The sequence below is a fragment of the Sinomonas susongensis genome, from assembly GCF_005877005.1.
In the GTDB taxonomy this organism is placed as follows: Bacteria; Actinomycetota; Actinomycetes; order Actinomycetales; family Micrococcaceae; genus Sinomonas; species Sinomonas susongensis.
Window position 1 is genome coordinate 368,396 of the sequence record NZ_SSNH01000001.1, and the last position, 22,388, is coordinate 390,783.

Annotated in this window: 20 protein-coding genes; 12 read left to right on the forward strand and 8 right to left on the reverse strand. The window is 68.7% G+C overall.

Annotated features, from left to right (window positions below; all coding sequences use genetic code 11):
- Positions 1 to 191 precede the first annotated feature (191 nt).
- The 3 genes from E6A21_RS01755 to E6A21_RS01765 all read left to right on the forward strand — a co-directional run bounded on the left by E6A21_RS01755 (position 192) and on the right by E6A21_RS01765 (position 4,959).
- Complete coding sequence (locus tag E6A21_RS01755) at positions 192 to 1,976, forward strand: ABC transporter family substrate-binding protein (RefSeq protein WP_138442400.1); 1,785 nt, start codon at positions 192 to 194, stop codon at positions 1,974 to 1,976.
- 183 nt (positions 1,977 to 2,159) lie between these two features.
- Positions 2,160 to 3,689, forward strand: a complete 1,530-nt coding sequence (locus E6A21_RS01760) for an ABC transporter permease (protein ID WP_138442401.1) — start codon at positions 2,160 to 2,162, stop codon at positions 3,687 to 3,689.
- Position 3,690: 1 nt separating this feature from the next.
- Positions 3,691 to 4,959, forward strand: a complete 1,269-nt coding sequence (locus E6A21_RS01765) for an ABC transporter permease (RefSeq protein WP_138442402.1) — start codon at positions 3,691 to 3,693, stop codon at positions 4,957 to 4,959.
- Between the two features lie 43 nt (positions 4,960 to 5,002).
- On the opposite strand, the gene E6A21_RS01770 is transcribed toward E6A21_RS01765, so the two are convergent.
- The gene (locus E6A21_RS01770; protein ID WP_138442403.1) at positions 5,003 to 5,626 is read right to left on the reverse strand and encodes a PH domain-containing protein; all 624 of its coding nucleotides are present in this window, start codon (positions 5,624 to 5,626) and stop codon (positions 5,003 to 5,005) included.
- Positions 5,627 to 5,808: 182 nt separating this feature from the next.
- On the opposite strand from E6A21_RS01770, the gene E6A21_RS01775 reads away from it, so the two are divergent.
- Together E6A21_RS01775 and typA are read left to right on the forward strand one after the other, a co-directional pair.
- Complete coding sequence (locus E6A21_RS01775) at positions 5,809 to 7,584, forward strand: ABC transporter ATP-binding protein (RefSeq protein WP_246036159.1); 1,776 nt, start codon at positions 5,809 to 5,811, stop codon at positions 7,582 to 7,584.
- Between the two features lie 207 nt (positions 7,585 to 7,791).
- The gene (typA, locus tag E6A21_RS01780) at positions 7,792 to 9,717 is read left to right on the forward strand and encodes a translational GTPase TypA (RefSeq protein ID WP_138442404.1); all 1,926 of its coding nucleotides are present in this window, start codon (positions 7,792 to 7,794) and stop codon (positions 9,715 to 9,717) included.
- An 86-nt stretch (positions 9,718 to 9,803) separates the two neighbouring features.
- Here typA and E6A21_RS01785 read toward each other — a convergent pair whose 3' ends face one another.
- Positions 9,804 to 10,295: a helix-turn-helix domain-containing protein gene (locus E6A21_RS01785; RefSeq protein ID WP_138442405.1), complete on the reverse strand. Its 492-nt coding sequence runs from the start codon at positions 10,293 to 10,295 to the stop codon at positions 9,804 to 9,806.
- A 56-nt stretch (positions 10,296 to 10,351) separates the two neighbouring features.
- Between E6A21_RS01785 and E6A21_RS01790 the strand changes: the two genes are divergently transcribed.
- Positions 10,352 to 11,626 (forward strand): MFS transporter, encoded by a 1,275-nt coding sequence (locus tag E6A21_RS01790; RefSeq protein WP_138442406.1) that lies wholly within the window; start codon positions 10,352 to 10,354, stop codon positions 11,624 to 11,626.
- A gap of 15 nt (positions 11,627 to 11,641) precedes the next feature.
- Here E6A21_RS01790 and E6A21_RS01795 read toward each other — a convergent pair whose 3' ends face one another.
- Complete coding sequence (locus E6A21_RS01795; RefSeq protein ID WP_138442407.1) at positions 11,642 to 11,896, reverse strand: putative acetyltransferase; 255 nt, start codon at positions 11,894 to 11,896, stop codon at positions 11,642 to 11,644.
- Between the two features lie 228 nt (positions 11,897 to 12,124).
- On the opposite strand from E6A21_RS01795, the gene fdxA reads away from it, so the two are divergent.
- The 3 genes from fdxA (at position 12,125) to E6A21_RS01805 (ending at position 15,040) form a co-directional block, all read left to right on the forward strand.
- Positions 12,125 to 12,448: a ferredoxin gene (gene fdxA, locus E6A21_RS17990; protein ID WP_212745857.1), complete on the forward strand. Its 324-nt coding sequence runs from the start codon at positions 12,125 to 12,127 to the stop codon at positions 12,446 to 12,448.
- Between the two features lie 8 nt (positions 12,449 to 12,456).
- A complete protein-coding gene (gene dapC, locus E6A21_RS01800) occupies positions 12,457 to 13,641 on the forward strand; it encodes a succinyldiaminopimelate transaminase (RefSeq protein ID WP_281281548.1) in 1,185 nt (394 codons plus the stop codon).
- A 115-nt stretch (positions 13,642 to 13,756) separates the two neighbouring features.
- Positions 13,757 to 15,040 (forward strand): citrate synthase, encoded by a 1,284-nt coding sequence (locus E6A21_RS01805; protein WP_138442409.1) that lies wholly within the window; start codon positions 13,757 to 13,759, stop codon positions 15,038 to 15,040.
- Between the two features lie 276 nt (positions 15,041 to 15,316).
- Here E6A21_RS01805 and galE read toward each other — a convergent pair whose 3' ends face one another.
- Positions 15,317 to 16,333, reverse strand: coding sequence for a UDP-glucose 4-epimerase GalE (gene galE, locus E6A21_RS01810; RefSeq protein WP_138442410.1), 1,017 nt, complete (start codon positions 16,331 to 16,333; stop codon positions 15,317 to 15,319).
- A 117-nt stretch (positions 16,334 to 16,450) separates the two neighbouring features.
- Between galE and E6A21_RS01815 the strand changes: the two genes are divergently transcribed.
- Complete coding sequence (locus E6A21_RS01815; protein ID WP_138442411.1) at positions 16,451 to 17,023, forward strand: TetR/AcrR family transcriptional regulator; 573 nt, start codon at positions 16,451 to 16,453, stop codon at positions 17,021 to 17,023.
- Positions 17,024 to 17,071: 48 nt separating this feature from the next.
- Positions 17,072 to 17,683 (forward strand): hypothetical protein, encoded by a 612-nt coding sequence (locus tag E6A21_RS01820; RefSeq protein ID WP_138442412.1) that lies wholly within the window; start codon positions 17,072 to 17,074, stop codon positions 17,681 to 17,683.
- Positions 17,684 to 17,704: 21 nt separating this feature from the next.
- On the opposite strand, the gene E6A21_RS01825 is transcribed toward E6A21_RS01820, so the two are convergent.
- Together E6A21_RS01825 and dapD are read right to left on the reverse strand one after the other, a co-directional pair.
- On the reverse strand, positions 17,705 to 18,556 hold the full coding sequence (locus E6A21_RS01825) for a hypothetical protein (protein WP_425471495.1): 852 nt from the start codon (positions 18,554 to 18,556) through the stop codon (positions 17,705 to 17,707).
- A 70-nt stretch (positions 18,557 to 18,626) separates the two neighbouring features.
- The gene (gene dapD, locus E6A21_RS01830; RefSeq protein ID WP_138442413.1) at positions 18,627 to 19,646 is read right to left on the reverse strand and encodes a 2,3,4,5-tetrahydropyridine-2,6-dicarboxylate N-succinyltransferase; all 1,020 of its coding nucleotides are present in this window, start codon (positions 19,644 to 19,646) and stop codon (positions 18,627 to 18,629) included.
- A 69-nt stretch (positions 19,647 to 19,715) separates the two neighbouring features.
- On the opposite strand from dapD, the gene dapE reads away from it, so the two are divergent.
- Complete coding sequence (dapE, locus tag E6A21_RS01835) at positions 19,716 to 20,837, forward strand: succinyl-diaminopimelate desuccinylase (protein WP_138442414.1); 1,122 nt, start codon at positions 19,716 to 19,718, stop codon at positions 20,835 to 20,837.
- On the opposite strand, the gene E6A21_RS01840 is transcribed toward dapE, so the two are convergent.
- Positions 20,838 to 21,677 carry an amino acid ABC transporter permease gene (locus E6A21_RS01840; protein WP_138442415.1) on the reverse strand — a complete coding sequence of 280 codons (840 nt, stop codon included), beginning with the start codon at positions 21,675 to 21,677 and terminating at the stop codon, positions 20,838 to 20,840.
- Entirely contained in the window at positions 21,674 to 22,321 is a 648-nt protein-coding gene (locus E6A21_RS01845; RefSeq protein ID WP_138442416.1) for an amino acid ABC transporter permease, read from the reverse strand. The genes E6A21_RS01840 and E6A21_RS01845 overlap by 4 nt, the downstream gene beginning before the upstream one ends.
- Positions 22,322 to 22,388 lie beyond the last annotated feature (67 nt).

The following is a 22,388-nucleotide window of genomic DNA, read 5'->3' on the forward strand; positions in this document are numbered from 1 at the left end:
TCGCCCCTGAGGGAACTCTGAAAGATATGTTGCAGCTCGATAACAACCACAATCTGAAACGTCGCTTTCGTAGCCAGTGAGCCGTTACTGTGCGTAGGCTGTGGGGCATGTGAGGCGCGCCACGTCCCTGTGTCGTGGGGGCCGTCCGCCGGAATCATCCGGCACAGAATTCACCGAACATAGGAGGCGGAATGCGTTTCAGGCGTATTTCGAAGGCGGTTGGGGTTGCAGCTGCGGCTGTCCTGGCCCTCAGCGCCTGCGCGACCCAAGGCGGATCGTCGACTGCTTCTTCATCGAGCAGCTCGTCCGCGAAGCAGGGTGGAAGCGCCACGGTCGTCGAAGTGAACGCGTTCAACACGTTCAACGCGAACACCGCGAACGGCAACACGGACATCAACTCGAAGATCAGCTACGCGACCCACATGGGCTTCTACTACGTGGACAACAAGCTGAAGGTCGTCCACAACGACAAGTTCGGTTCGTACCAGAAGACCTCGGACAACCCGCTGACCGTCAAGTACACGATCAATGACGGCGTCAAGTGGTCCGACGGCACTCCCGTGACGGCCTACGACGTCGCCCTCAACTGGGCGGCGAACTCGGCGTGGTTCGATGACGCGAGCGCCGACGGCAAGACCGGCACGAGCTACTTCTCCACTGCGGGCTCGACTCAGGGCCTGAACAACACGAACTTCCCGGACGTCTCCTCGGACGGCAAGACGTTCACGCTCACGTACACGACGCCGTACGCCGACTGGGAGACCGCGATCGGCGGCAACAACGGCACGATCGACATCCCGGCGCACGTCGTCGCCAAGCACACGGGCCTCGCGGACGCCAAGGCGCTCTACGACCTCATGAAGGGCATCAAGAAGGGCGACCCGGCGAGCCCGCAGCCGGTCAACGAGACCCTCAAGAAGGCCGCTGACTTCTACAACACGGGCTTCGACACCAAGACGATCCCGAGTGACACGAGCCTGTTCCTCTCGAACGGCCCGTACATCGTGAAGGACATGGTCTCCGACCAGTCCATGACCCTCGTCCGCAACAAGGACTACAACTGGGGTCCCGCGGCTCACCTCGACCAGATCGTGGTGCGCTACATCGGCTCGGCGCCGGCTCAGATCCAGGCCCTCAAGAACGGCGAGGCTGACATCATCGCCCCGCAGGCCTCCTCGGACACGATCCAGCAGCTCAAGGCGATCCAGGGCGTGACGGTCGACCAGGGCAACCAGCTCGCGTACGACCACCTCGACCTGAACTTCAACGGCGTCTTCGCCGACCAGAATGTCCGCACGGCCTTCATGCTCACGGTCCCGCGCCAGGACATCCTGAACAAGCTGATCAGCCAGATGGATCCGAACGCGAAGCCCCTCGACTCGCAGATCTTCGTGCCGCAGCAGGCCGGCTACGCCGACTCGGTCAAGAACAACGGCTCGTCGGCCTACGATTCGGTCAACATCGACAAGGCCAAGCAGCTCCTTGCCGGCAAGACCCCGACGGTCCGCATCATGTACAACAAGGACAACCCGAACCGCGTTGACGCCTACACGCTGATCGCGGCCAACGCCGCCAAGGCCGGCTTCAACGTCGTCGACGGCGGACTCGGCAAGTCCGACTGGGGCAAGGCGCTCGGCAACGGCACCTACGACGCCTCGATCTTCGGCTGGATCAACCCGGGTGTCGGTGTCTCCGGCGTTCCGCAGATCTTCCAGTCGGGCAGCGGCTCGAACTTCAACAAGTTCTCGGACCCGCAGGCGGACTCGCTCATGAAGCAGCTCGTCCAGACCACGGACCAGTCCAAGCAGGTGAGCCTCGAGCAGCAGATCGACCAGCGCATCTGGGCCTCGTCCTACGGCCTGCCGCTCTTCCAGTCGGTCGGCGTGGACGCGTACAGCAACCGCGTGACCGGAGTCCAGTACATGCCGAACAGCAGCGGTGTGTGGTGGAACTACTGGGACTGGGCAACCACGTAAGCACCTGAGTTCTGATGCTGCGGAAGCGCCGGGACCGAGCTCCATGGTCCCGGCGCTTCTCAGCGCCACCCGGCATACCAGCCACCGCCGTCGGGTCCCCGCCGACCGCGGGGCATCGCCCCAGGCCCCCAACGTGCTGCCCCCCACCTATCGGGCAGCCGACTTCCAGAGGTACAAACAATCATGGTGACTTACGTCGTCCGGCGCCTCATCACCGCAGCCTTGATTCTCCTCGGCGCATCGTTCTTGGTGTACAACCTGACTGCGCTCTCCGGAGATCCCCTCGCTGATCTGCGCGCCAGCAACGCTCCCAACGCCGCCCAGCTCATGCAGGCGCGGTCCCAGCTTCTCGACCTGAGCACCCCCGCCCCCATCCGCTATTTCAAGTGGCTCGGAGGGGCCGCGGGCTGCGTCGTCGGAAACTGCAACCTCGGGATGAACCTCGTCGGCCAGCCCGTGACCCAGGCATTGGGGCAGGCCCTCGTGCAGACGATCACCCTCGTGACCGGCGCGACCGTGCTCGCGATCCTCATCGGCGTCGCCCTCGGCATCGTCACCGCGCTCCGCCAGTACAGCGCCCTCGACTACGGCGTGACGTTCATGGCCTTCCTCTTCTTCTCGCTTCCGATCTTCTGGGTCGCCGTCCTGCTCAAGGAATTCGGCGCAATCGACTTCAACAACTTCCTCGCGGACCCGACGATCCCGCTGCCTGTCTCCCTCGGCATCGGCATCGTCCTGGGCATCATCGCGGCGGTCGTCTCCTCGGGCGCCCTACGACGGCGGGCCATCAACGGGGCGATCGTGTTCGCCTTCGTCACGCTCGTGTGCATCGTCGCGAGCATCACCCGCTGGTTCAGCACCCCCGGCCTGGGGCTCGGCGTCATCCTGATCGTGGGCGTCGGCTTGGCCTTCGGGATCACGGTGCTCGCTGCCGGCCTCCAGAACCGACGCGCCCTCTACGCCGGTCTCACGACCGTGCTCATCGGCGCGATCGCCTACTTCCCCGTCCAGCCTCTGCTCGACGAGGCGACGGGGCTCATGATCTTCATCCTCGCGGTCGTCACCGTTCTCGTGGGCGTTGCGGTCGGCTGGTTCTGGGGCGGCTATGACCGCGGCCAGGGGATGCGGGTCGGCGGGATCACGGCGTTCCTCGTCGGAGCCCTCGTGGTGCTCGACCGCTTCATGCAGGCGTGGCCCGGCTACTACAACAACCGGAGCATCCGCGGCCGCCCCATCGCCACGATCGGCGGCTCCACCCCCAACCTCCAGGGCGACTTCTGGCAGCACGGCCTCGACAGCTTCACCCACCTCATCCTGCCGACCATCGCCCTCGTCCTCATCTCCCTCGCGAGCTACACGCGCTACACACGCTCGTCGATGCTCGAGGTCATGAACACGGACTACATCCGCACCGCCAGGGCGAAGGGCGCGAGCGAGCGGTCCGTCGTCATGCGCCACGCGTTCCGCAACGCGCTCATCCCGATCTCGACCGTCGTCGCACTCGACATCGGCCAGCTGATCGGCGGCGCGGTCATCACGGAGACCGTCTTCTCGGTGCCCGGCATGGGCTACATGTTCCTGCAGGGGATCTCGCACGTCGATCCGAACCCGGTGATGGGCGTCTTCGCGTGCGTCGCGATCACGGCCCTGGCGTTCAACCTCATCGCGGACCTCGTGTACTCCGCGCTCGATCCTCGCGTTAGGGTGAAGTGACATGAGCCAGCAGTCTCAGCAGGAAGACCTCACGGCCAGCGCCCGGGGCGAATCCGGGGCAACAGCACAGCCCGCCGCCGGCATCGAGCCGACCGTCGAGGCGAAGGGCCTCAGCCTCGGGCAGATCGTCCGGAAGCGCTTCTTCGGCCACTCGGGGGCTCTCGCGGGCCTCGTCGTCTTCGCAGCGATCTTCATTCTGGCCTTCTCGGCCGAGGGGTGGGGCCCCTTCCCCGGCTGGTGGAAGTACAAGTTCGACCAGGTCACGCCCCTGGTCAACTTCGGGCAGCCGACGTGGAGCTTCGCGCCCTTCAGCTTCGGCGACCACCCGTTCGGTCAGGACCGGATCGGCCGCGACCTCTTCGCCATGACCATGCGCGGGGCCCAGCAGTCGATCACCATCATGATCATCATCGGCGTCGTCGCGGGCATCATCGGCGTCGTCGTCGGGGCACTCTCCGGCTACTTCCGCGGATGGGTCGAGACGATCCTGATGCGCATCACCGACATCATCATCATCATTCCAGTGCTGCTCCTCGCGGCCGTCATGTCGCAGACCGCCGGACGCCGCGATTCCGGAACCTGGTTCGCGCAGTTCGCAGCGAGCAACGGCGTGGTGGTGCTCGGCATCTTCCTCGGGTTCGTCGCATGGGTTTCCCTCGCACGGCTCGTGCGCGGCGAGTTCCTCTCGCTGCGCGAGCGGGAGTTCGTCGACGCCGCGCGCATCTCGGGCGCGTCCAACATGCGGATCATCTTCAAGCACATCCTGCCGAACGCCGTCGGCGTGGTGATCGTCAACGGCACGCTGCTCATGTCCTCGGCCATCCTCCTCGAGACGGCGCTCAGCTATCTCGGCGTCGGCGTCAAGGCTCCGGACACCTCGCTCGGCCTGCTCATCTCCCAGAACCAGGAGGCGTTCTCGACGCGCCCGTGGCTGTTCTGGTGGCCGGGCCTCTTCATCGTGCTCATCTGCCTCAGCATCAACTTCATCGGCGACGGGCTCCGGGACGCCTTCGACCCGCGGCAGAGGAAGTTCAACGCGAAGAAGGCGAAGTCCCGCGGAGTCCATGGAAGCTCCGTCGCGGCTGCGCCCGTGGCCGCAGGAGCGGGAGCTGGCCCAGTCCGCGCTTCAGGAGCCGACGTCGCGGGCGGGCAGTCCGAGGATCGAGAGACGACGCTGGGCGTCGGCGGGACGGTCAACCCGGCGAGGGGCGTCGTTCCCGACCCGGAGGCGCACGGCGGAGCGCCCGACTCCGAGCGCAAGGCCCCCTGACGTGAGCGCCTTTGCGGGGACGCCTGCCGCGGCAGAGCCTCAGTCAGCCGAGGGTGGCAAGGGTCGCTCCCGCCAGCACGACGGCAACCGCGAGGATCCACCACGTCGCTCGGCGCGTCACGGACGTCTCGTCGACCCGGCCTCCCTCGACCAGGCCGCGCTCCACGAGGTCCGCCCACCGGCGGCGCACGAGGAGTGCCGCCTGGCCCGAGACGGTGTGGCTCAGGTCGCCCGGCCGGACCGACTGGCCGGGGCCGTAGCTGCTCGCGGGGAGGCCGATGAGGTTGTCGGGACGCGCGTGGCGCGTACCCATGACGCCCGGGGCGGGGGCCGCCCAGGCGGAGTAACGGCCCGCCCCGGTGATGAGGGTCAGCGCGTACTTCGTGTCGACGAAGGCGAGAGCCTCCCACGGCACACCGATCTGGCGCAGGGGGTTGACGAGTTCCACCCCGGCGTCGCTCACGACGACGGCTGGTCGCCAGAACAGGGCCCAGCCGCCGAACGCCATGAACGCGAGGGGCGCCACGAAGCGCAGGCCCCCGATGCCCGACTGGGCGAGCGTCACGACCAGCCCGAACGCCGCGAGCGCCCACAGCACAACGGCAAGGATCTTGTTGCTGCGGGCTTTGAACACGTCGACGGGGCCGGTGTGATGGAGGGCGCTCATTCCCTCATCATGCAGGATCAGCCCCATGTCACAGAGAATTCCGACCTGACTGGCCAGCGGCCCTCGGGAACGGTGCACGGAAGGAAGAGCAGAGGATGACTGAGAACCTCGGCATGGCAGGAAAGTCCCGCCGCTCGGAGAGGGGCGCCGCGACTGTGGCCGCCGATCTCGTCAAGGGCCAGATGGTCCTGGAGGTCGATGACCTGAGCGTCGACTTCGGCGTGGACAAGGAGTGGGTGCCCGCAGCCATCGGCCTCCACTACGAGGTGCGGGCGGGCGAGGTCCTCGCAATCGTCGGCGAATCGGGCTCGGGCAAGTCGGCGAGCTCCATGGCGCTCCTCGACCTCCTCCCGTCGAACAGCCGGGTGCGGGGCAGCGTCAAGCTGGTCGGCCAGGAACTGCTGGGGAAGGACCGCTCGGCGATCCGCCGCGTGCGCGGCAACGACGTGGCGGTCATCTTCCAGGAGCCGATGACGGCCCTCAACCCCGTCTACACGATCGGCAACCAGATCGTGGAGACGATCCGGCTGCACAACCCGGTCTCTCCTGACGAGGCCAGGTCGCGGGCCCTGCGGATGCTCGAGCTCGTCGAGCTCCCGGACCCCGAGAAGGCCTTCAAGTCGTACCCGCACCAGCTCTCGGGCGGCCAGCGGCAGCGCGCCATGATCGCCCAGTCGCTCTCGTGCGACCCGAAGCTGCTCATCGCGGACGAGCCGACCACGGCGCTCGACGTGACGGTGCAGGCCGAGATCCTCGACCTCATGCGTCACCTCAAGGACAGGCTCAACAGTGCCGTCATCCTGATCACCCACGACATGGGGGTCGTCGCCGACCTTGCGGACCGCATCGTCGTCATGCGCCGCGGCGTGATCGTGGAGTCGGGCACGGCCGAGCAGATCTTCCACAATCCGCAGCACGAGTACACCCAGGCGCTCCTCGCAGCCGTGCCCCACCTCGGGCAGGGCTCCGAGGAGGAGGCCGAGGTGGACATCACGGCCGCCCTCGCCTCCGCCACGGGGACCGAGCTCGAGGCCGTCGACGCCGAAGAGCTCGCCCGCCGCGAGAAGGAGAACCTCGCCGCGCTGCGGGAATCGGCCGACGACGAGGCGAAGCGCCGTGGGGCCCCCGTGCTCGAGCTCAAGGACGTTGCGATCGAGTACCCGAAGCAGGGGCGCGTCCCGGCCTTCCGCGCCGTCGAGGGTGCAAACCTCGTCGTCTACCCGGGCCAGGTCGTGGGCCTCGTCGGCGAATCGGGCTCGGGCAAGACGACGATCGGCCGGGCCGCCGTCGGACTCCTCCCCGTGGCCGAGGGCTCGCTCAAGGTCGCAGGCAAGGAGATCTCGGGCCTTCGGAAGAACTCGAAGGAGCTCCACGAGGTCCGCCGCTCGGTCGGCATGGTGTTCCAGGACCCGTCGTCGTCCCTCAACCCCCGCCTTCCCATCGGCGAGTCGATTGGCGAGCCGATGCTCCTCGCGGGCGTCGCGAAGGGCGCCGACCTCCAGAAGCGCGTCGAGACGCTTCTCGACCAGGTCGAGCTCCCGAGGTCCTACCGGAACCGGTACCCGCACGAGCTCTCGGGCGGCCAGAAGCAGCGCGTCGGGATCGCCCGTGCCCTGTCCCTCAAGCCGAAGCTCATGGTCGCGGACGAGCCGACGTCGGCCCTCGACGTCTCCGTCCAGGCGAAGGTCCTCGAGCTGTTCCAGGCCCTCCAGAAGGAGCTCGGCTTCGCCTCCCTGTTCGTCACCCACGACCTCGCGGTGATCGACGTCCTCGCCGACCACATCTGCGTCATGCAGCGGGGCCGGATCGTTGAACAGGGCGCGCGCGAGCAGATTCTGCGCAACCCGCAGGAGGCCTACACGCAGCGGCTCCTCGCGGCGGTGCCGCTCCCGGATCCGGAGAAGCAGCGCGAGCGTCGGGAGCTGCGCGAGCTCCTGCTTGCGAGCGGCATCGACTGACCCTCGGAGTCCTCCCATGGCCACGTTCCGCGCGTCTGTACTCGCGGGACGTGGCCATTGGTCGTCGGCCGAGGACTCGGCAGTCCGGGGGAGAGCGTAAACTAGAAGGGCTGGCCCTTCCGAGGGTCTGTTCCGTTGTGCCGCCAGCGCGTCGTGTCGATGCCCGGCCCCGGACCATCGCGACCCACCGAATCGAGCCCAAAGCGTATGTCTGAAACCGTGTCCACTGTCTTCCGCACTGACCTCCGCAACGTCGCTATCGTCGCCCACGTCGACCACGGCAAGACGACGCTCGTCGACGCCATGCTCAAGCAGACCAACTCGTTCGCTGCCCACGGTGAGATCGAGGACCGCGTGATGGACTCGGGCGACCTCGAGCGTGAAAAGGGCATCACGATCCTCGCGAAGAACACGACGGTGCAGTACGCCGGTCCGGCTGCCGCCGAAGCGGGGGAGCCGGGCGGCATCCTCATCAACGTCATCGACACTCCCGGGCACGCTGACTTCGGCGGCGAGGTCGAGCGCGGCCTGTCGATGGTGGACGGCGTGGTGCTCCTCGTCGACGCCTCCGAGGGCCCCCTTCCGCAGACCCGCTTCGTGCTCCGCAAGGCCCTCGCCTCGCACAAGCCGGTTATCCTCGTGGTCAACAAGACTGACCGCCCCGACGCCCGCATCTCCGAGGTCGTGAGCGAGACCATGGACCTCCTGCTCGGGCTGGCCTCCGACCTGGCCGACGAGGTCCCGGACCTCGACCTCGACAAGGTCCTCGACGTCCCCGTCGTCTACGCGGCCGCCAAGATGGGCGCGGCGTCGCTCGAGCAGCCCGCGGACGGAACCGTTCCGGGCAACGACAACCTCGAGCCGCTCTTCGAGACGATCGTCAAGCACATCCCTGCTCCGACCTACGATCCCGAGGGCGTCCTCCAGGCGCACGTCACGAACCTCGACGCCTCGCCGTTCCTGGGCCGCCTCGCGCTCCTGCGCATCTACAACGGCACCCTCCGCAAGGGCCAGCAGGTTGCATGGGCCCGCCACGACGGCACCATCAAGCCCGTCAAGATCACCGAGCTGCTCGCGACGAAGGCGCTCGAGCGGGTCCCCACCGAGTCCGCAGGCCCGGGCGAGATCGTCGCCGTCGCAGGCATCGAGGACATCACGATCGGCGAGACGCTCACCGACGTCGACGACCCGCGGCCGCTCCCGCTCATCAAGGTCGACGACCCCGCGATCTCGATGACCATCGGCATCAACACGTCGCCGCTCGCCGGCCGGGTCAAGGGCGCGAAGGTCACGGCCCGCCAGGTCAAGGACCGCCTCGACAAGGAGCTCATCGGCAACGTCTCGATCCGCGTCCTCCCGACCGAGCGTCCCGACGCGTGGGAGGTCCAGGGCCGCGGCGAGCTGGCTCTGGCCATCCTGGTGGAGCAGATGCGCCGCGAGGGCTTCGAGCTCACCGTCGGGAAGCCGCAGGTCGTCACCAAGAAGGTCGACGGCCACGTGCACGAGCCGACCGAGCACATGACGATCGACGTGCCCGAGGAGTACCTCGGCGCCGTCACGCAGCTCCTCGCCGCGCGCAAGGGCCGCATGACGAACATGGCCAACCACGGCACCGGCTGGGTGCGCATGGAGTTCATCGTTCCGTCGCGCGGCCTCATCGGGTTCCGCACGAAGTTCCTCACGGACACGCGGGGCGCCGGCATCGCGTCGTCCATCTTCGAGGGCTACGAGCCCTGGGCGGGCGACATCGAGTACCGCACGAACGGCTCGCTCGTTGCCGACCGCGCCGGTGTCGCGACGCCGTTCGCGATGATCAACCTGCAGGAGCGCGGGACGTTCTTCGTCCAGCCGACCGCCGAGGTGTACGAGGGCATGATCGTGGGCGAGAACTCGCGCGCCGACGACATGGACGTCAACATCACCAAGGAGAAGAAGCTCACCAACATGCGCTCCTCGACTGCGGACAACTTCGAGGGCCTCACCCCGCCGCGCACCCTCACGCTCGAGGAGTCCCTCGAGTTCGCGCGCGAGGACGAGTGCGTCGAGATCACGCCCGAGGAGATCCGGATCCGCAAGGTGATCCTGGACGCCAGCGAGCGGCTCAAGGCGAACCGGGCCCGCGCCCGCGCCTGAACCTCGGCCCCTCTGGGCGGGGGCAGAGACTCAGCGGACGACGGCGGGTGAGAACCCGCCGTCGTCCGCTTCTGTCTGCTGGACGTTCAGTCGGCTGACGGGTCGCGGTGGTGCGCGACCATGAGCGACGTCGCGTGCCCGTCCGGGTCGCTCGGCATGTCCACGTACTCGTCGACGACGGCGCGGAGCTTGGCCAGGAGCTCGGCCTGGTGCTGCGCGTTGAGCTTGAGGCCGAGGCGCCACACTTCGATGTCCGCGGGGTCGAGGGCGGCGGTCTCCTGGACGAAAGTCTCGATGAGCACGGGTGCTACGTCGTCGACGCGCTGGCCCCACGAGCGGCGGGTCGCGAGATAGGGGACCTCCCGGGCTCCTCGGCGGCCGCGCCGTTCGTCCTGCGCCTCGAGGAATCCGGTGGCGACGAGCGTGCGGACGTGGTGCAGGGTCGAGGCCGGATTGAGTCCGAGGAGGTCGGCGATCTCCTTGTTCGTGCGTGCATGGTGGAGGCACAGCCGCAGGATGCGGAGGCGCAGCGGCGAGCTGAGCGCCCGGCCCTTCGCGGCGTCGTCGGACGATGGCATGCCACCACTGTACCCAAGTGATTGACACTTCCCAATCGGAAGTGCACACTGGCCGAATGCTCCCCAGCTCCGCCGGGTCGGCCGCCGTCGTGCCCCTCACACGGCGCCCTGCCTTCCTCGCCTTCTGGGCTGGGCAGGGAGTGTCGCAGCTCGGCGCGCAGCTCGGGCAGCTGGCGCTCCCGGTCCTCGCCGTGAGCATGCTCGGGGCCAGCGAAATGGACCTCGGCGTGCTCAACGCGGCGTCGATGGCGGCGTTCCTCATCGTGGGACTCCCGGCCGGGGCCTGGGTGGACCGATGGCTCAAGCGGCGCACCATGATCCGCGCGGACCTCGTCCGGGCAGCCGCCATGCTCGCTGTCCCGCTCCTGTCGTGGACCGGCGCCCTCCAGATGTGGCACCTCTTCGCCGTCGCCGGTGTCGTGGGCGTCGCGACGGTATTCTTCGACGTCTCCTACCAGAGCTACATTCCGGTGCTCGTGGACCGCGAGCTCGTGGCGGACGCGAACGGCAAGCTCGAGGCCACGGCCCAGGTCGCCCGACTCGGCGGCCCAGCGCTGGGAGGCTTCGTCCTGACGGTCCTGAGCGCCCCGATCCTCTTCGCCGCGGAATCCGCCGGCTACCTCGTCTCCGCGCTGTGCCTCCTGCGGGTCCGGGACTCGGAGACCGCCCCCGAGCGGACCGAGGGAAGCAGCCTCTTCCATGAAATCCGCGAGGGCGCCGCGTTCGTGGCCCGGCACCCGCTCATCCGCCGCGTCGTGCTGAGCACCGCGACTGGCAACCTGTTCTCCTCGGTCACGTACGTGCTCATGCCCCTCGTGGTCCTCCGCGAGCTCGGCCTCGGTCCCGTCGGGCTCGGGACGATGCTCTCGATCGGCTCCGTCGGTGGCGTGCTGGGCGCTCTCACTGCCCCACGCCTGGCGTCGCGCATCGGGGAGGGGCCGCTCCTCCCGCTCGGGCTCATGGTGGGAGGGGCCGCCGTCGCCCTCTTCCCGCTCGCGCTCGCAGTCGGACCGGGTCCGCTCGCACTCGGCATCCTCAGCGCGGGCGAGTTCGCGATGAGCTTCGGGGTCATCGTGTTCAACGTCATGCAGGTCAGCATGCGTCAGCGGGTCTGCCCGCCCCGGCTCCTCGGCCGCATGAACGCGTCGGTCCGCTGCCTCGTGTGGGGCGTCATGCCCGTGGGAAGCCTCCTCGGGGGCATGCTCGGCGCGCAGCTCGGGATCGCGCCGACGCTGTGGGTTGGGATCGCCGGCCAGCTGCTTGCGTGCCTTCCGGTGGCCGTCGGGCCCTTCTTCCGCCTGCGCAGGCTCCCCGATGCCGAGGGGGAGTGACGCGTGCGCCCGCCGCTACGCCCGCCGTGCCGTGCGGGGTGGGGGCGGAGGCGGCACGGCCTTCGCGGCGACGACGAGGGCGAGCGGGACCTTCGCCACGCCGCGCCGGGTCGAGATGACGGCCTCGGCGTCGCCCACACCGGTGAGGTCGCCGAGCGCATCCGTGAAGCCGCCCTCGATCCGGTACCGCACGACGACGCGCGTCCCCAGCGGGAGCGAGCGGAGGACGTCGGCTGGGCGCCGCGCTCCCGGCGCGGGACTCGAGGGCACGGGACAATCCTAGGGGAGGCCCCGCCGGGGCTGGTGCTGCTCCGCAGGCATCTCCCGCCGCGTGCTACGCCGTGTGACGGGCCATCGCCCACTGTGACGCGGCGCCCGGCGCCCCCGGCCGGGGCGACGTCGTCGGCTGGATTGGCGCGGCTGAGCGGGATGATAATAGGCTCGTTCCGCCGGGACGCTGGACGTCCCCCATCACCAGAGTCGTCAGAAGGTGCAGCAGTGACATACGTGATCGCGCAGCCGTGCGTGGATGTTAAGGACAAGGCCTGCGTCGAGGAGTGCCCGGTCGACTGCATCTACGAAGGCGAGCGGTCCCTCTACATCCACCCGGACGAATGCGTCGACTGCGGCGCGTGCGAGCCCGTGTGCCCGGTGGAGGCGATCTACTACGAGGACGACGTCCCCGACGAGTGGGCCGACTACTACAAGGCGAACGTCGAGTTCTTCGACGACCTCGGTTCCCCGGGCGGCGCGGCGAAGCTCGGCAACACCGGCAAGGACCACCCGCTCGTCGCGGCGCTGCCCCTGCAGAACCAAGCGTGAGCGTGGGGATCGGCGGCGGCACCGCCGACGCGGGCGAGAACCGGACGGGCCTCGATACCCAGCGGGCCTTCGGACTCGACCTCCCGGACTACCCCTGGGAGGCCATGGCGCCCTATCTCGAGACCGCCCGGCGGCACGAGGGCGGGATAGTCAACCTGTCCATCGGAACTCCGGTCGACCCGACCCCCGAGCTGATCCAGGACGCGCTCCGCGCAGCAGCCGACGCGCCCGGATACCCAACCGTCCACGGCACGCCGGCCGTGCGCGAGGCCGTGGTCGAGTGGTTCGCGCGCCGTCGCGGGGTGGAGGGCCTCGACGAGCAGGCGGTCATGCCGACGATCGGCTCGAAGGAGCTCGTGGCCTGGCTGCCGTTCCTCCTCGGCCTTGGTGCGGGCGACGTCGTCGTGCGCCCGCGCGTCGCGTACCCGACGTATGACATCGGTGCTCGCCTTGCCGGGGCGCAAGCGGTCGCCGCGGACAGCCTTGACGAGCTCGACGCCGCGACGCGCGCCCGCGTCCGCCTCGTCTGGGTCAACTCGCCCGGCAACCCCACGGGCGCCGTGCGCGGCGTCGATGAGCTGCGCGCCGTCGTCGACGACGCCCGCGGCCTCGGTGCCGTCGTCGCCTCCGACGAGTGCTACGCCGAGCTCGGCTGGGGGGACTGGGACGTCCAGCGCGGCGGCGAGGCTGTGCCGTCCGTCCTCGACCCCAGGGTCAGCGGCGGCGACTTCAGCCGGCTCCTGAGCGTCTACTCGCTGAGCAAGCAGTCGAACCTCGCGGGCTACCGCGCCGCCTTCGTGGCGGGCGCCCCGGAGCTCATGCCCAACCTCGTGAACAGCCGCAAGCACGCCGGGATGATCCTGCCGTTCCCGGTCCAGGAGGCGCTCCGCGTCGCGCTCGGCGACGACGCGCACGTCGAGGTGCAGAAGGACCGCTACCGGCGCCGCCGTGAGCGCCTGATCCCCGCGCTCGAGGCCTTCGGCCTGCGGATCAGCCACTCCAACGCGGGCCTCTACCTCTGGTGCACGGCGGGGGAGGACACCTGGACCACCGTGGGCCGCCTCGCCGAGCGCGGCATCGTCGTGGGACCGGGCGTGTTCTACGGGGACGACGGCGCGGGCTGCATCCGCGTCGCCCTCACGGCAGGCGACGAGCGGATCGACGCCGCCGTCGAGCGCCTCACGAAGTCCTAGCCGGCCGGCTGGCCCGAACCGTCCCGCCCGCGGTCTCAAGCAGGCGCCGATTCGTTCCGTGCGCGAGGTCGGGAGTAGCTTTGGAATGTTGCGAGCTACCCATGTGAGGGGAACTATGACTGAGAAGAACGGTGCCACCCTGCGCCACGAAGGTGGGGAGCTGACCCTGCCCCGCATTGCCGCAGTCGAAGGCAACGACGGCTACGACGTGTCGAAGCTTCTGAAGGAGACAGGCGCTGTCACCTTCGACCCCGGCTTCATGAACACAGCGGCGACCACCTCGTCGATCACCTTCATCGACGGCGACGAGGGCATCCTGCGCTACCGCGGCTACCCGATCGAGCAGCTGGCGCAGCACTCGAGCTTCCTCGAGGTGTCCTACCTCCTGATCTACGGCAACCTGCCGACGCCGTCCGAGCTCGAGTCATTCGACCAGCGGATCCGCCGCCACACCCTCCTGCACGAGGAGCTCAAGAGCTTCTTTGCCGGGTTCCCGCGGGACGCCCACCCGATGCCAGTCCTGTCCTCGGCAGTGTCCGCGCTGTCGACGTTCTACCAGGACTCGCTCGACCCGTTCAACGAGGAGCAGGTCGAACTCTCGACCATCCGCCTCATGGCGAAGCTTCCCGTCATCGCGGCCTACGCGCACAAGAAGTCCATCGGCCAGCCCCTCCTGTACCCGGACAACTCCATGAACCTCGTGGAGAACTTCCTCCGGCTGTGCTTCGGCCTCCCGGCCGAGCCGTACGAGCTCGACCCGCTCGTGGTCAAGGCCCTCGACCTCCTTCTCGTGCTGCACGCGGACCACGAGCAGAACTGCTCCACGTCGACTGTCCGCCTCGTCGGTTCGGCCAACGCGAACCTTTTCGCGTCGATCTCCGCGGGCATCAACGCCCTCTTCGGCCCGCTGCACGGCGGCGCGAACGAGGCCGTCCTCAACATGCTCCGCCGTATCCAGTCCGAGGGCATCAAGCCCGAGGACTACATGGAGAAGGTGAAGAACAAGGAGGACGGCGTCCGCCTCATGGGCTTCGGGCACCGTGTCTACAAGAACTACGACCCGCGCGCCAAGATCATCAAGGCCACCGCCCACGAGATCCTCTCGAAGCTCGGAGGCAACGACGAGCTCCTCGACATCGCGATGCGGCTCGAGGAGAAGGCGCTCGCGGACGACTACTTCATCCAGCGGAAGCTCTACCCGAACGTCGACTTCTACACGGGCCTCATCTACAAGGCGATGGGCTTCCCCGAGAAGATGTTCACGGTGCTGTTCGCCATCGGCCGGCTGCCAGGGTGGATCGCCCAGTGGCGCGAGATGATCAAGGATCCCCAGACGAAGATCGGCCGCCCGCGGCAGCTCTACGTCGGGCAGGCGCAGCGCGACTACCCGGTCCGCTAGGGGGAAGGCCGCCGCGCCCTGACCGTTTCGGGTACGGCTATTCGCCTCCCTGACCGTTTCGGGTACGGCTATTCCCCTCCCTGGCCGTTTCGGGTACGGCTATTCCCCTCCCTGGCCGTTTCGGGTACGACGACGCCGGCCCTCGCCTTTCAAGCAAAGGCGAGGGCCGGCGTCGTCCGTCTCTCAGTTGAGATTATCTGTACCCGAGATGGGGAGGAGGGAGCTTTTCTGTACCCGAGACGGGGAGGGGGTGGCTTTGGTGTACCCGAGACGGAGTCAGGCCGTGCGGTAACCCATGGGGTTGTTCTTCTGCCAGCGCCAGTGGTCTTCGCACATCTGCTCCACGCTCTTGGTCGTGGACCAGCCGAGGTCGGCCAGCGCCGCTGAGGGGTCGGCCCAGAAGGCGGGGAGGTCGCCCGGGCGCCGTTCGCCGATCTCGTACGGGATCGGCGCTCCGACGGCGGCCTCGAAGGCGTGCAGCATCTCGAGCACCGAGGTCCCCCTGCCCGAGCCGAGGTTCCAGCGGAATACGCCCGCGTGGTCCTCGAGGTACCGCAGCGCCGCCGCGTGACCCTCGGCGAGGTCGACGACGTGGATGAAGTCGCGCTGGCACGTGCCGTCGGGAGTCTCGTAGTCGCCGCCGAACACCATGAGCTTTTCGCGCCGGCCGACGGCGACCTGGGCGATGAAGGGCACGAGGTTGTTCGGAATGCCCTGGGGGTCCTCGCCGATCCGTCCCGACGGATGTGCGCCCACCGGATTGAAGTAGCGCAGGAGTGCTATATGCCACCGCGGGTCAGACGCACCGAGGTCGCTCAGGATGTCCTCGACCTGCTCCTTGGTACGGCCGTAGGGGTTCATCGCCCCGATTTCCATCTTCTCGATGTACGGCGTCGGGTTGTGCTCTCCGTACACGGTGGCCGAGGACGAGAAGACGATGGTACGGACGTCGTGGCGCTGCATCGTCCGCAGGAGCGCGATCGTGCCCGCGACGTTGTTGTAGTAGTAGTCGAGCGGAATCTGCGTCGACTCGCCGACTGCCTTGAGGCCCGCGAAGTGGATCACGGCCTCCGGCGCGTGCTCCCGGAAGACCCCGTCCAGGGCGGTCTCGTCCGTGATGTCGGCCTTCACGAAGGCCGCGTCACGGCCCGCCAGCTCGCCGACCCTGCGCAGCGACTCTTCGCTGGAGTTCGAGAGGTTGTCCACCACCACGACGTCATGACCGCCCTCGAGGAGCGTCAGAACGGTGTGGGAGCCGATGTAGCCGGTGCCGCCGGTCACAAGGATTCGCATGCGTCCATCCTACGGGCGCGCAGGACCCCAACGTCGCGAGGGAGACCGCCATCCCTCCCTTCGGGCTGCCCGTGGCGTGGGCGCGGAGGCGGCGCTCGGGTGTGCTAGACAGGACAGATGCCCAGATTCGTCGACGCGGCCGCGCGCCGTCGTGAGATCGTCGAGGCCGTCAAGCGGATTGTGGCCGCGGACGGCCTCGCCCGTGTGTCCCTCCGTGAGGTCGCCGCTGAGGCCGGCCTCGTCGTCGGATCGGTGCGGCACTACTTCGAGACGGCGGAGGATCTCCGGATCCACGCCTTCGAGAGCGTCGCGGAAGACGTGGTGCGGCGCGTCGACGGCGCAGAAGGGGTCGTGGCCCAGCTGTGCCAACTCCTCCCGCTCGACGAGGAACGCGCCATCGACCTCTGTGTCTTCAGCGCGTTCCGCCTCGCGGCCCGCACGGATCCGGCCCTGCTGGCGGTGGCGGACGTCGCGCACGGTCGGATCGCCGCCGCCGTCGGACGTTCCGTCCTCGCAGCGCTTCCCGGCAGGGAACGCCACGAACTCGTGGCGGAGGCCGAGCGGCTCCTCGCGACGGCGGAAGGCCTCTCGCTCCACGCCCTGGTGCATGGCCGGTGGCTCGACGCCGACCTGTGCCTCGCCGTCGTCCGCGCCCAAGCGGACACGCTCGGCCGGGTTCCGTCCGCGTGAGGCGGGAATACACTTGAAGGTGCTGATGGGACGCAAGGAGCCGACGCCATGCACCAGACAGCGGGGCCCGGGTGGCGTGTCACGATCGACACGTCGGACCCGATGCTGCTCGCCCTCTATCTCAAGGACAACGCGGGCCTGACGGGGGCCGGATTCCCGCCGCTCGCCCCTGCCGAACCGCACATCCGCGAATGCGACCACCACCAGCTCACCCAGCACGTGGGCGGCGTCGAGGCGCTGCGCCGCGAGTGGGAGGAGTGGTGGTCACAGCTCGTCGCGGACCAGCCGGACGGCGTTCCAGACGTGAGTCCGCCCGAGTTCACCGCCTTCAGCGCGGCGCCTGCCCTCCAGCGCTCCCTTCAGGCGCACTTCGGCAGCGCCCTCGCCTGGGCAGGCGAGCGACGCGCGGAATACGAGCGGATCGAGGCCCGGCGGGAGGCCCGGGGAGAGGCGCAGTTCCTGGCCGAGATGGTGGCCGGGAGGCAGCTCGAGGCCGGTCCGCTCGCGAAGGACTTCGACCTCCGGATCATAGAGCTGCCCCTCGCCGAAGACAGGGCATGGCTCGTCGCGAGCGACAAGATGATCATGAGCCAGTGGCTCATGGACGACGCTGAGGCCTTCCGCAGCTTCCTGGCGCCGGTTCTCGAGATACTGGTCTGATCCGAACGGGGCTGTGGGAGATCACGGCGCGTCCGCCACGGTGATGACGACGACGCCGGGCGCGTTCTGGGCATTGCCCCACCCCTTGTTGCCGTCGCGGATCCACGTCTGGCTGTCCACCTGGACGCGGGTCACCCCGAGCCCCTTGGCGTTGGCCACCGCCCACTGGGCCACGGACCACGCGAGGGTCCCGGAGGCCTGGACTGAGACCGTCCTGCCTGCCACGACGCCCACCGCTGACTGCCCGTAGTCCTGTTCGAGCGCCGTGCGCAGGGCAGAAGGATCGCCCGCAGCGTCGGGCTTGCGGAGCGTGCAGTTGAGCGAGGCCTGCGAGTTGCCGGTGAGCGCCGAGGCATACGCGCGCCCGAGGTCCTCGTATTGCGAGTACGCCTCCGGGTACGCCGAGCGCTGCACCGTCTGGGCCGCCTGGGTGACGGTCATCGACTCGTAGCCGGGCACTTTCACGAGCGCGTCGTAGAAGGCGTTGGTCGCGTAGATGGGGTCCATGATCTGTTCTTCCGTGCCCCAGCCCTGCGAGGGCCGCTGCTGGAAGAGCCCGCGCGAGTCGGGGCCGGCGTGGTCCCCGTAGTTGATGTTGCGGAGCTTCGCCTCCTGCATGGACGTCGCGATGGCGATGGTTGCCGCCCGTGCGGGAAGGCCGCGCTGCACGGCTATTGCGGTGATGAGCGAGGCGTTCGCGGCCTGATCCGTGGCGAGGCTCTGCTCGGCGCCGTTGAGCAGTGCGGTGCAGCCCTCTACGACGGGTGCTTGGTTCCCGTTGAGCACGGCCGAGGCGATGTAGATCCCGGTGCCGGCGAGCACGAGGGCGACGACGAGCGTGAGCCAGCGTCGCGCGGTGCGGGCCAAGGCCAAGGCGGAGCTCCTTGCTCATCGCGCCGGGCCCAGCGAGGGGCCCGGCGCTGTGTCGTCAGGCGTTCGGGAGTCAGTTGGCGTGCAGGGCTGCGTTGAGTTCCACCGTCTGCCCGTTGCGGGGGAGCGCCTCGACCTGGCCATTGGTCGAGTTGCGGCGGAACAACAGGTTGGGCTGCCCGGAGAGCTCGGAAGCCTTGACGACCTTCTCGGCGTCCTCGCCGAACGCGTCCTTGAAGCCGCTGATCCGCACGCGGGTTCCAGCGGTCACGTAGAGCCCGGCTTCGACCACGGAGTCGTCGCCGATCGAGATGCCGACGCCGGAATTCGCCCCGAGCAGCACGCGTTCGCCGAGCGAGATGCGCTGCTTGCCGCCGCCCGAGAGGGTTCCCATGATGGAAGCCCCGCCCCCGACGTCCGTCCCGTCCCCGACGACGACGCCCGCGGAGATGCGGCCTTCGACCATCGACGCCCCGAGCGTTCCCGCGTTGAAGTTCACGAAGCCCTCGTGCATGACGGTCGTGCCCTCGGCGAGGTGCGCGCCGAGCCGGACTCGGTCGCCGTCGGCGATCCGCACGCCGGTCGGGACGACGTAGTCCAGCATGCGCGGGAACTTGTCGACGCCGTACACCGTGACGGGGCCGCGGCGGCGCAGCCGGGCGCGGGTCGACTCGAAGCCCGCCGGATGGCAGGGGCCGAAGTTGGTCCAGACGACGTTCGCGAGCTTGCCGAAGACGCCGTCGAGGTTGATCGTGTTGGGCTTGACGAGGCGGTGGGAGAGCAGGTGCAGGCGGAGGTAGGCGTCGGCCGTGTCGGCGGGCGGCTGGTCGAGGTCGATCTGGACGAAGACCACCTTTGTCTGCGTGCCGCGGTCGGTGTCGATCCCGTTCTCGGCCGCCGCAACGAGCTCGGCGGGGGCGGAGTCCACGACTGTCTCGTCGTCCAGGTGCTCGGCCGCCGTGCCGAGCGCGGGGGAGGGGTACCAGACGTCGAGGACGGTGGCCTCTTCGGCCCCGTCCGCCCCGGTACCCACGGCGATCGTGGCAAGGCCGAAGCCGTGGGCAGAGCGGGGTGCGGCGGAGGTTTCAGTCATGGGCCCAAGTCTATCGAGCGGGTCTTGGGGAACCGAAGCTGGCCTGCCGCGCAGGGCTATGCTTCTCGCGTGACTCCAGCCACCCTCGACCTCGCCCAGGACGTGTCCCTCCTCACCGCGGCCCTCATCGACATTCCCAGCGTCTCGGGGAACGAGCACGCGATCGCCGACGCCGTCGAGGCCGCCCTCCGGGCGCTTCCGGGCCTCACGGTCACGCGCGACGGCGACGCGATCGTGGCGCGCTCGGAGCTGGGCCGCGGGGAGCGCGTCGTCCTCGCGGGCCACCTGGACACCGTTCCCCTTCCGAAGGCCGACGGCGCCCGCGGCACCGTCCCGTCGTCGTGGGATGGCGAGCCGGGCGCGGGCACTCTGTGGGGGCGCGGCGCGACGGACATGAAGGGCGGCGTCGCCGTGCAGCTCGCGCTTGCGGGCGCGCTGTTCGGGTCGGCGGACGACGGCGCGTCGCGGCCGGCCCGCGACGTCACGTTCGTCTTCTACGACCATGAGGAAGTCGAGGCAGCCAAGAGCGGGCTGGGCAGGCTGGTCCGCACGACGCCGGAGCTCCTCGAGGGCGATTTCGCGATTCTCCTCGAGCCGACCGCGGGCACGGTGGAAGGCGGGTGCAACGGCACGCTGCGCCTCGAGGCTTCCACCGTGGGGGAGGCCGCGCACTCGGCTCGGGCCTGGATGGGCCGGAACGCCATCCACGCGGCCGCACCGATCCTCACGCGCCTGGCCGAGTACGAGCCGATGACGGTGAACGTCGACGGCCTCGACTACCGGGAGAGCCTCAACGCCGTCCGGATAGCGGGAGGTACCGCGGGGAACGTCATCCCGGACCGCTGCACCGTCGAGATCAACTACCGCTTTGCGCCCGACAAATCGCTCGACGAGGCGGAGGCCCACGTGCGGAAGCTGCTCGAGGGCTTCGACGTCGTCCGCACGGACGGCGCCGCGGGCGCTCGCCCGGGACTGACGCACCCCGCGGCGGCCGCATTTGTCGCCGTGGTCGGCCGCGAGCCCAAGCCGAAGTACGGCTGGACCGACGTGGCGCGCTTCAGCGAACTCGGCATTCCGGCCGTGAACTTCGGACCCGGGAACGCGCTGCTCGCGCACAAGGACGACGAGCGCGTGGAAGCCGACGACGTGCGCGAGTGCTTCCGGGCGCTGCGTGACTGGCTCGCGGCCTGATCACACCTCTGCCGCCGGCGCGGGCGAGACCTTCTGGCTGCGCCGGAGCCTCCGCTCGGCGAGCTTCGCGAGGCCCGAGAGGATGAGGCACATCCCCACGTAGAGCACGCCGGCGACGATCGCGGAGGGCACGATGGGCGTCCCGTACTGGACCTGCGATCCGAAGAACTTGGCCTGGAACAGGATCTCGTTGTACGTGACGATGAAGCCGAGGGCCGTGTCCTTGAGAGTCACGACGAGCTGGGAGATGATCACGGGCAGCATCGCCCTCACGGCCTGCGGGAGCAGGATGCTCGCCATGACCTGGGAGTTCCGCAGCCCGATGGCGAGGCCCGCCTCCTTCTGGCCCTTGGGCAGCGACTCGACGCCGGCGCGGAACACTTCGGCGAGCACCGAGCCGTTGTACAGGATGAGGGCGACGACGACCGCCGTGTAGGGCGGCCACCTCACCCCGATCGCGGGCGGGAGGCCGTAGTACAGCATCATCATGAGGATGAGTACCGGGACCGCGCGGAACAGCTCAGTGAACCAGTGGAAGGGCCTGGACAGCCATGTCCGCTCCGAGAGCCGGCCCACCGCGAGCACGAGCCCGAGCACGAGGCTGCCCACGGCGGCGACGCCGAACGCGGAGAGCGTCGCGCCCGTAGCCTGGACGAGGGTCTGCTGGACCCGCGGGAACGAGAAGATTTGCCACTTCTGGGCGCTGAACTGGCCCGTCGCGATGAATCGCCACAGCACGAACGCGATGACTGCAAGGATCACGAGCGTCGAGATGACGCCGAAGACGAGGTGCCGCCTCCGGGCCTCGGGCCCGGGGGCGTCGTAGAGGACCGAGGTCATCGGGCCACCTTCCACTTCTTCTCAAAGTAGCGCTGGAGCTGCGCGAGGATGAGGACGAGGACCACGAAGAAGAACGCGACCCAGAGCAGGACGACGATGGCGGGCTCGCCGCGTTCGGCGAGGTAGGCCCGGATGGCGCCGGCCTCGTAGACGGAGAAGCCGGCGGCCACCGTCGTGTTCTTCAGGAGTGCGATGAGCACGCTGAAGAGCGGTGGAAGCACGGAACGGAATGCCTGTGGCAGGACGACGACCGTGAGCGTCTGGATGAACCGCAGGCCGATTGCCCGAGCGGCCTCCGCCTGCCCCACGGGCACGGTGTTGACCCCGGAGCGCAGAACCTCGGCCACGTAGCTCGCCGTGTAGAGGCTGAGCCCGACGATGGCCGAGGCGGTGAAGTCGATCTCCGGGAGGCCGAGCTTCGGGTAGCCGAAGGCGAAGAAGAACAGGACGAGCGTGAGCGGCGTGTTGCGGACGACGTTGACGTACAGGGTGCCGAACGCCCGCAGCGCCGGAACGGGGGAGACGCGCATCGCGCCGATGACCGTGCCGAGGAGGAGGGCGAAGAACCCCGAGACCAGGAACAGGATGATGGTGGTGCGGAATCCGGTCGTGAAGACGTCCAGATTGTTGAAGAGTGTGTTCACGCGAGCCTTCGCTTTCGAGGGCGAACGCGATGGGCGGGGACGTCACGCGCCCCGCCCACCGCGGACC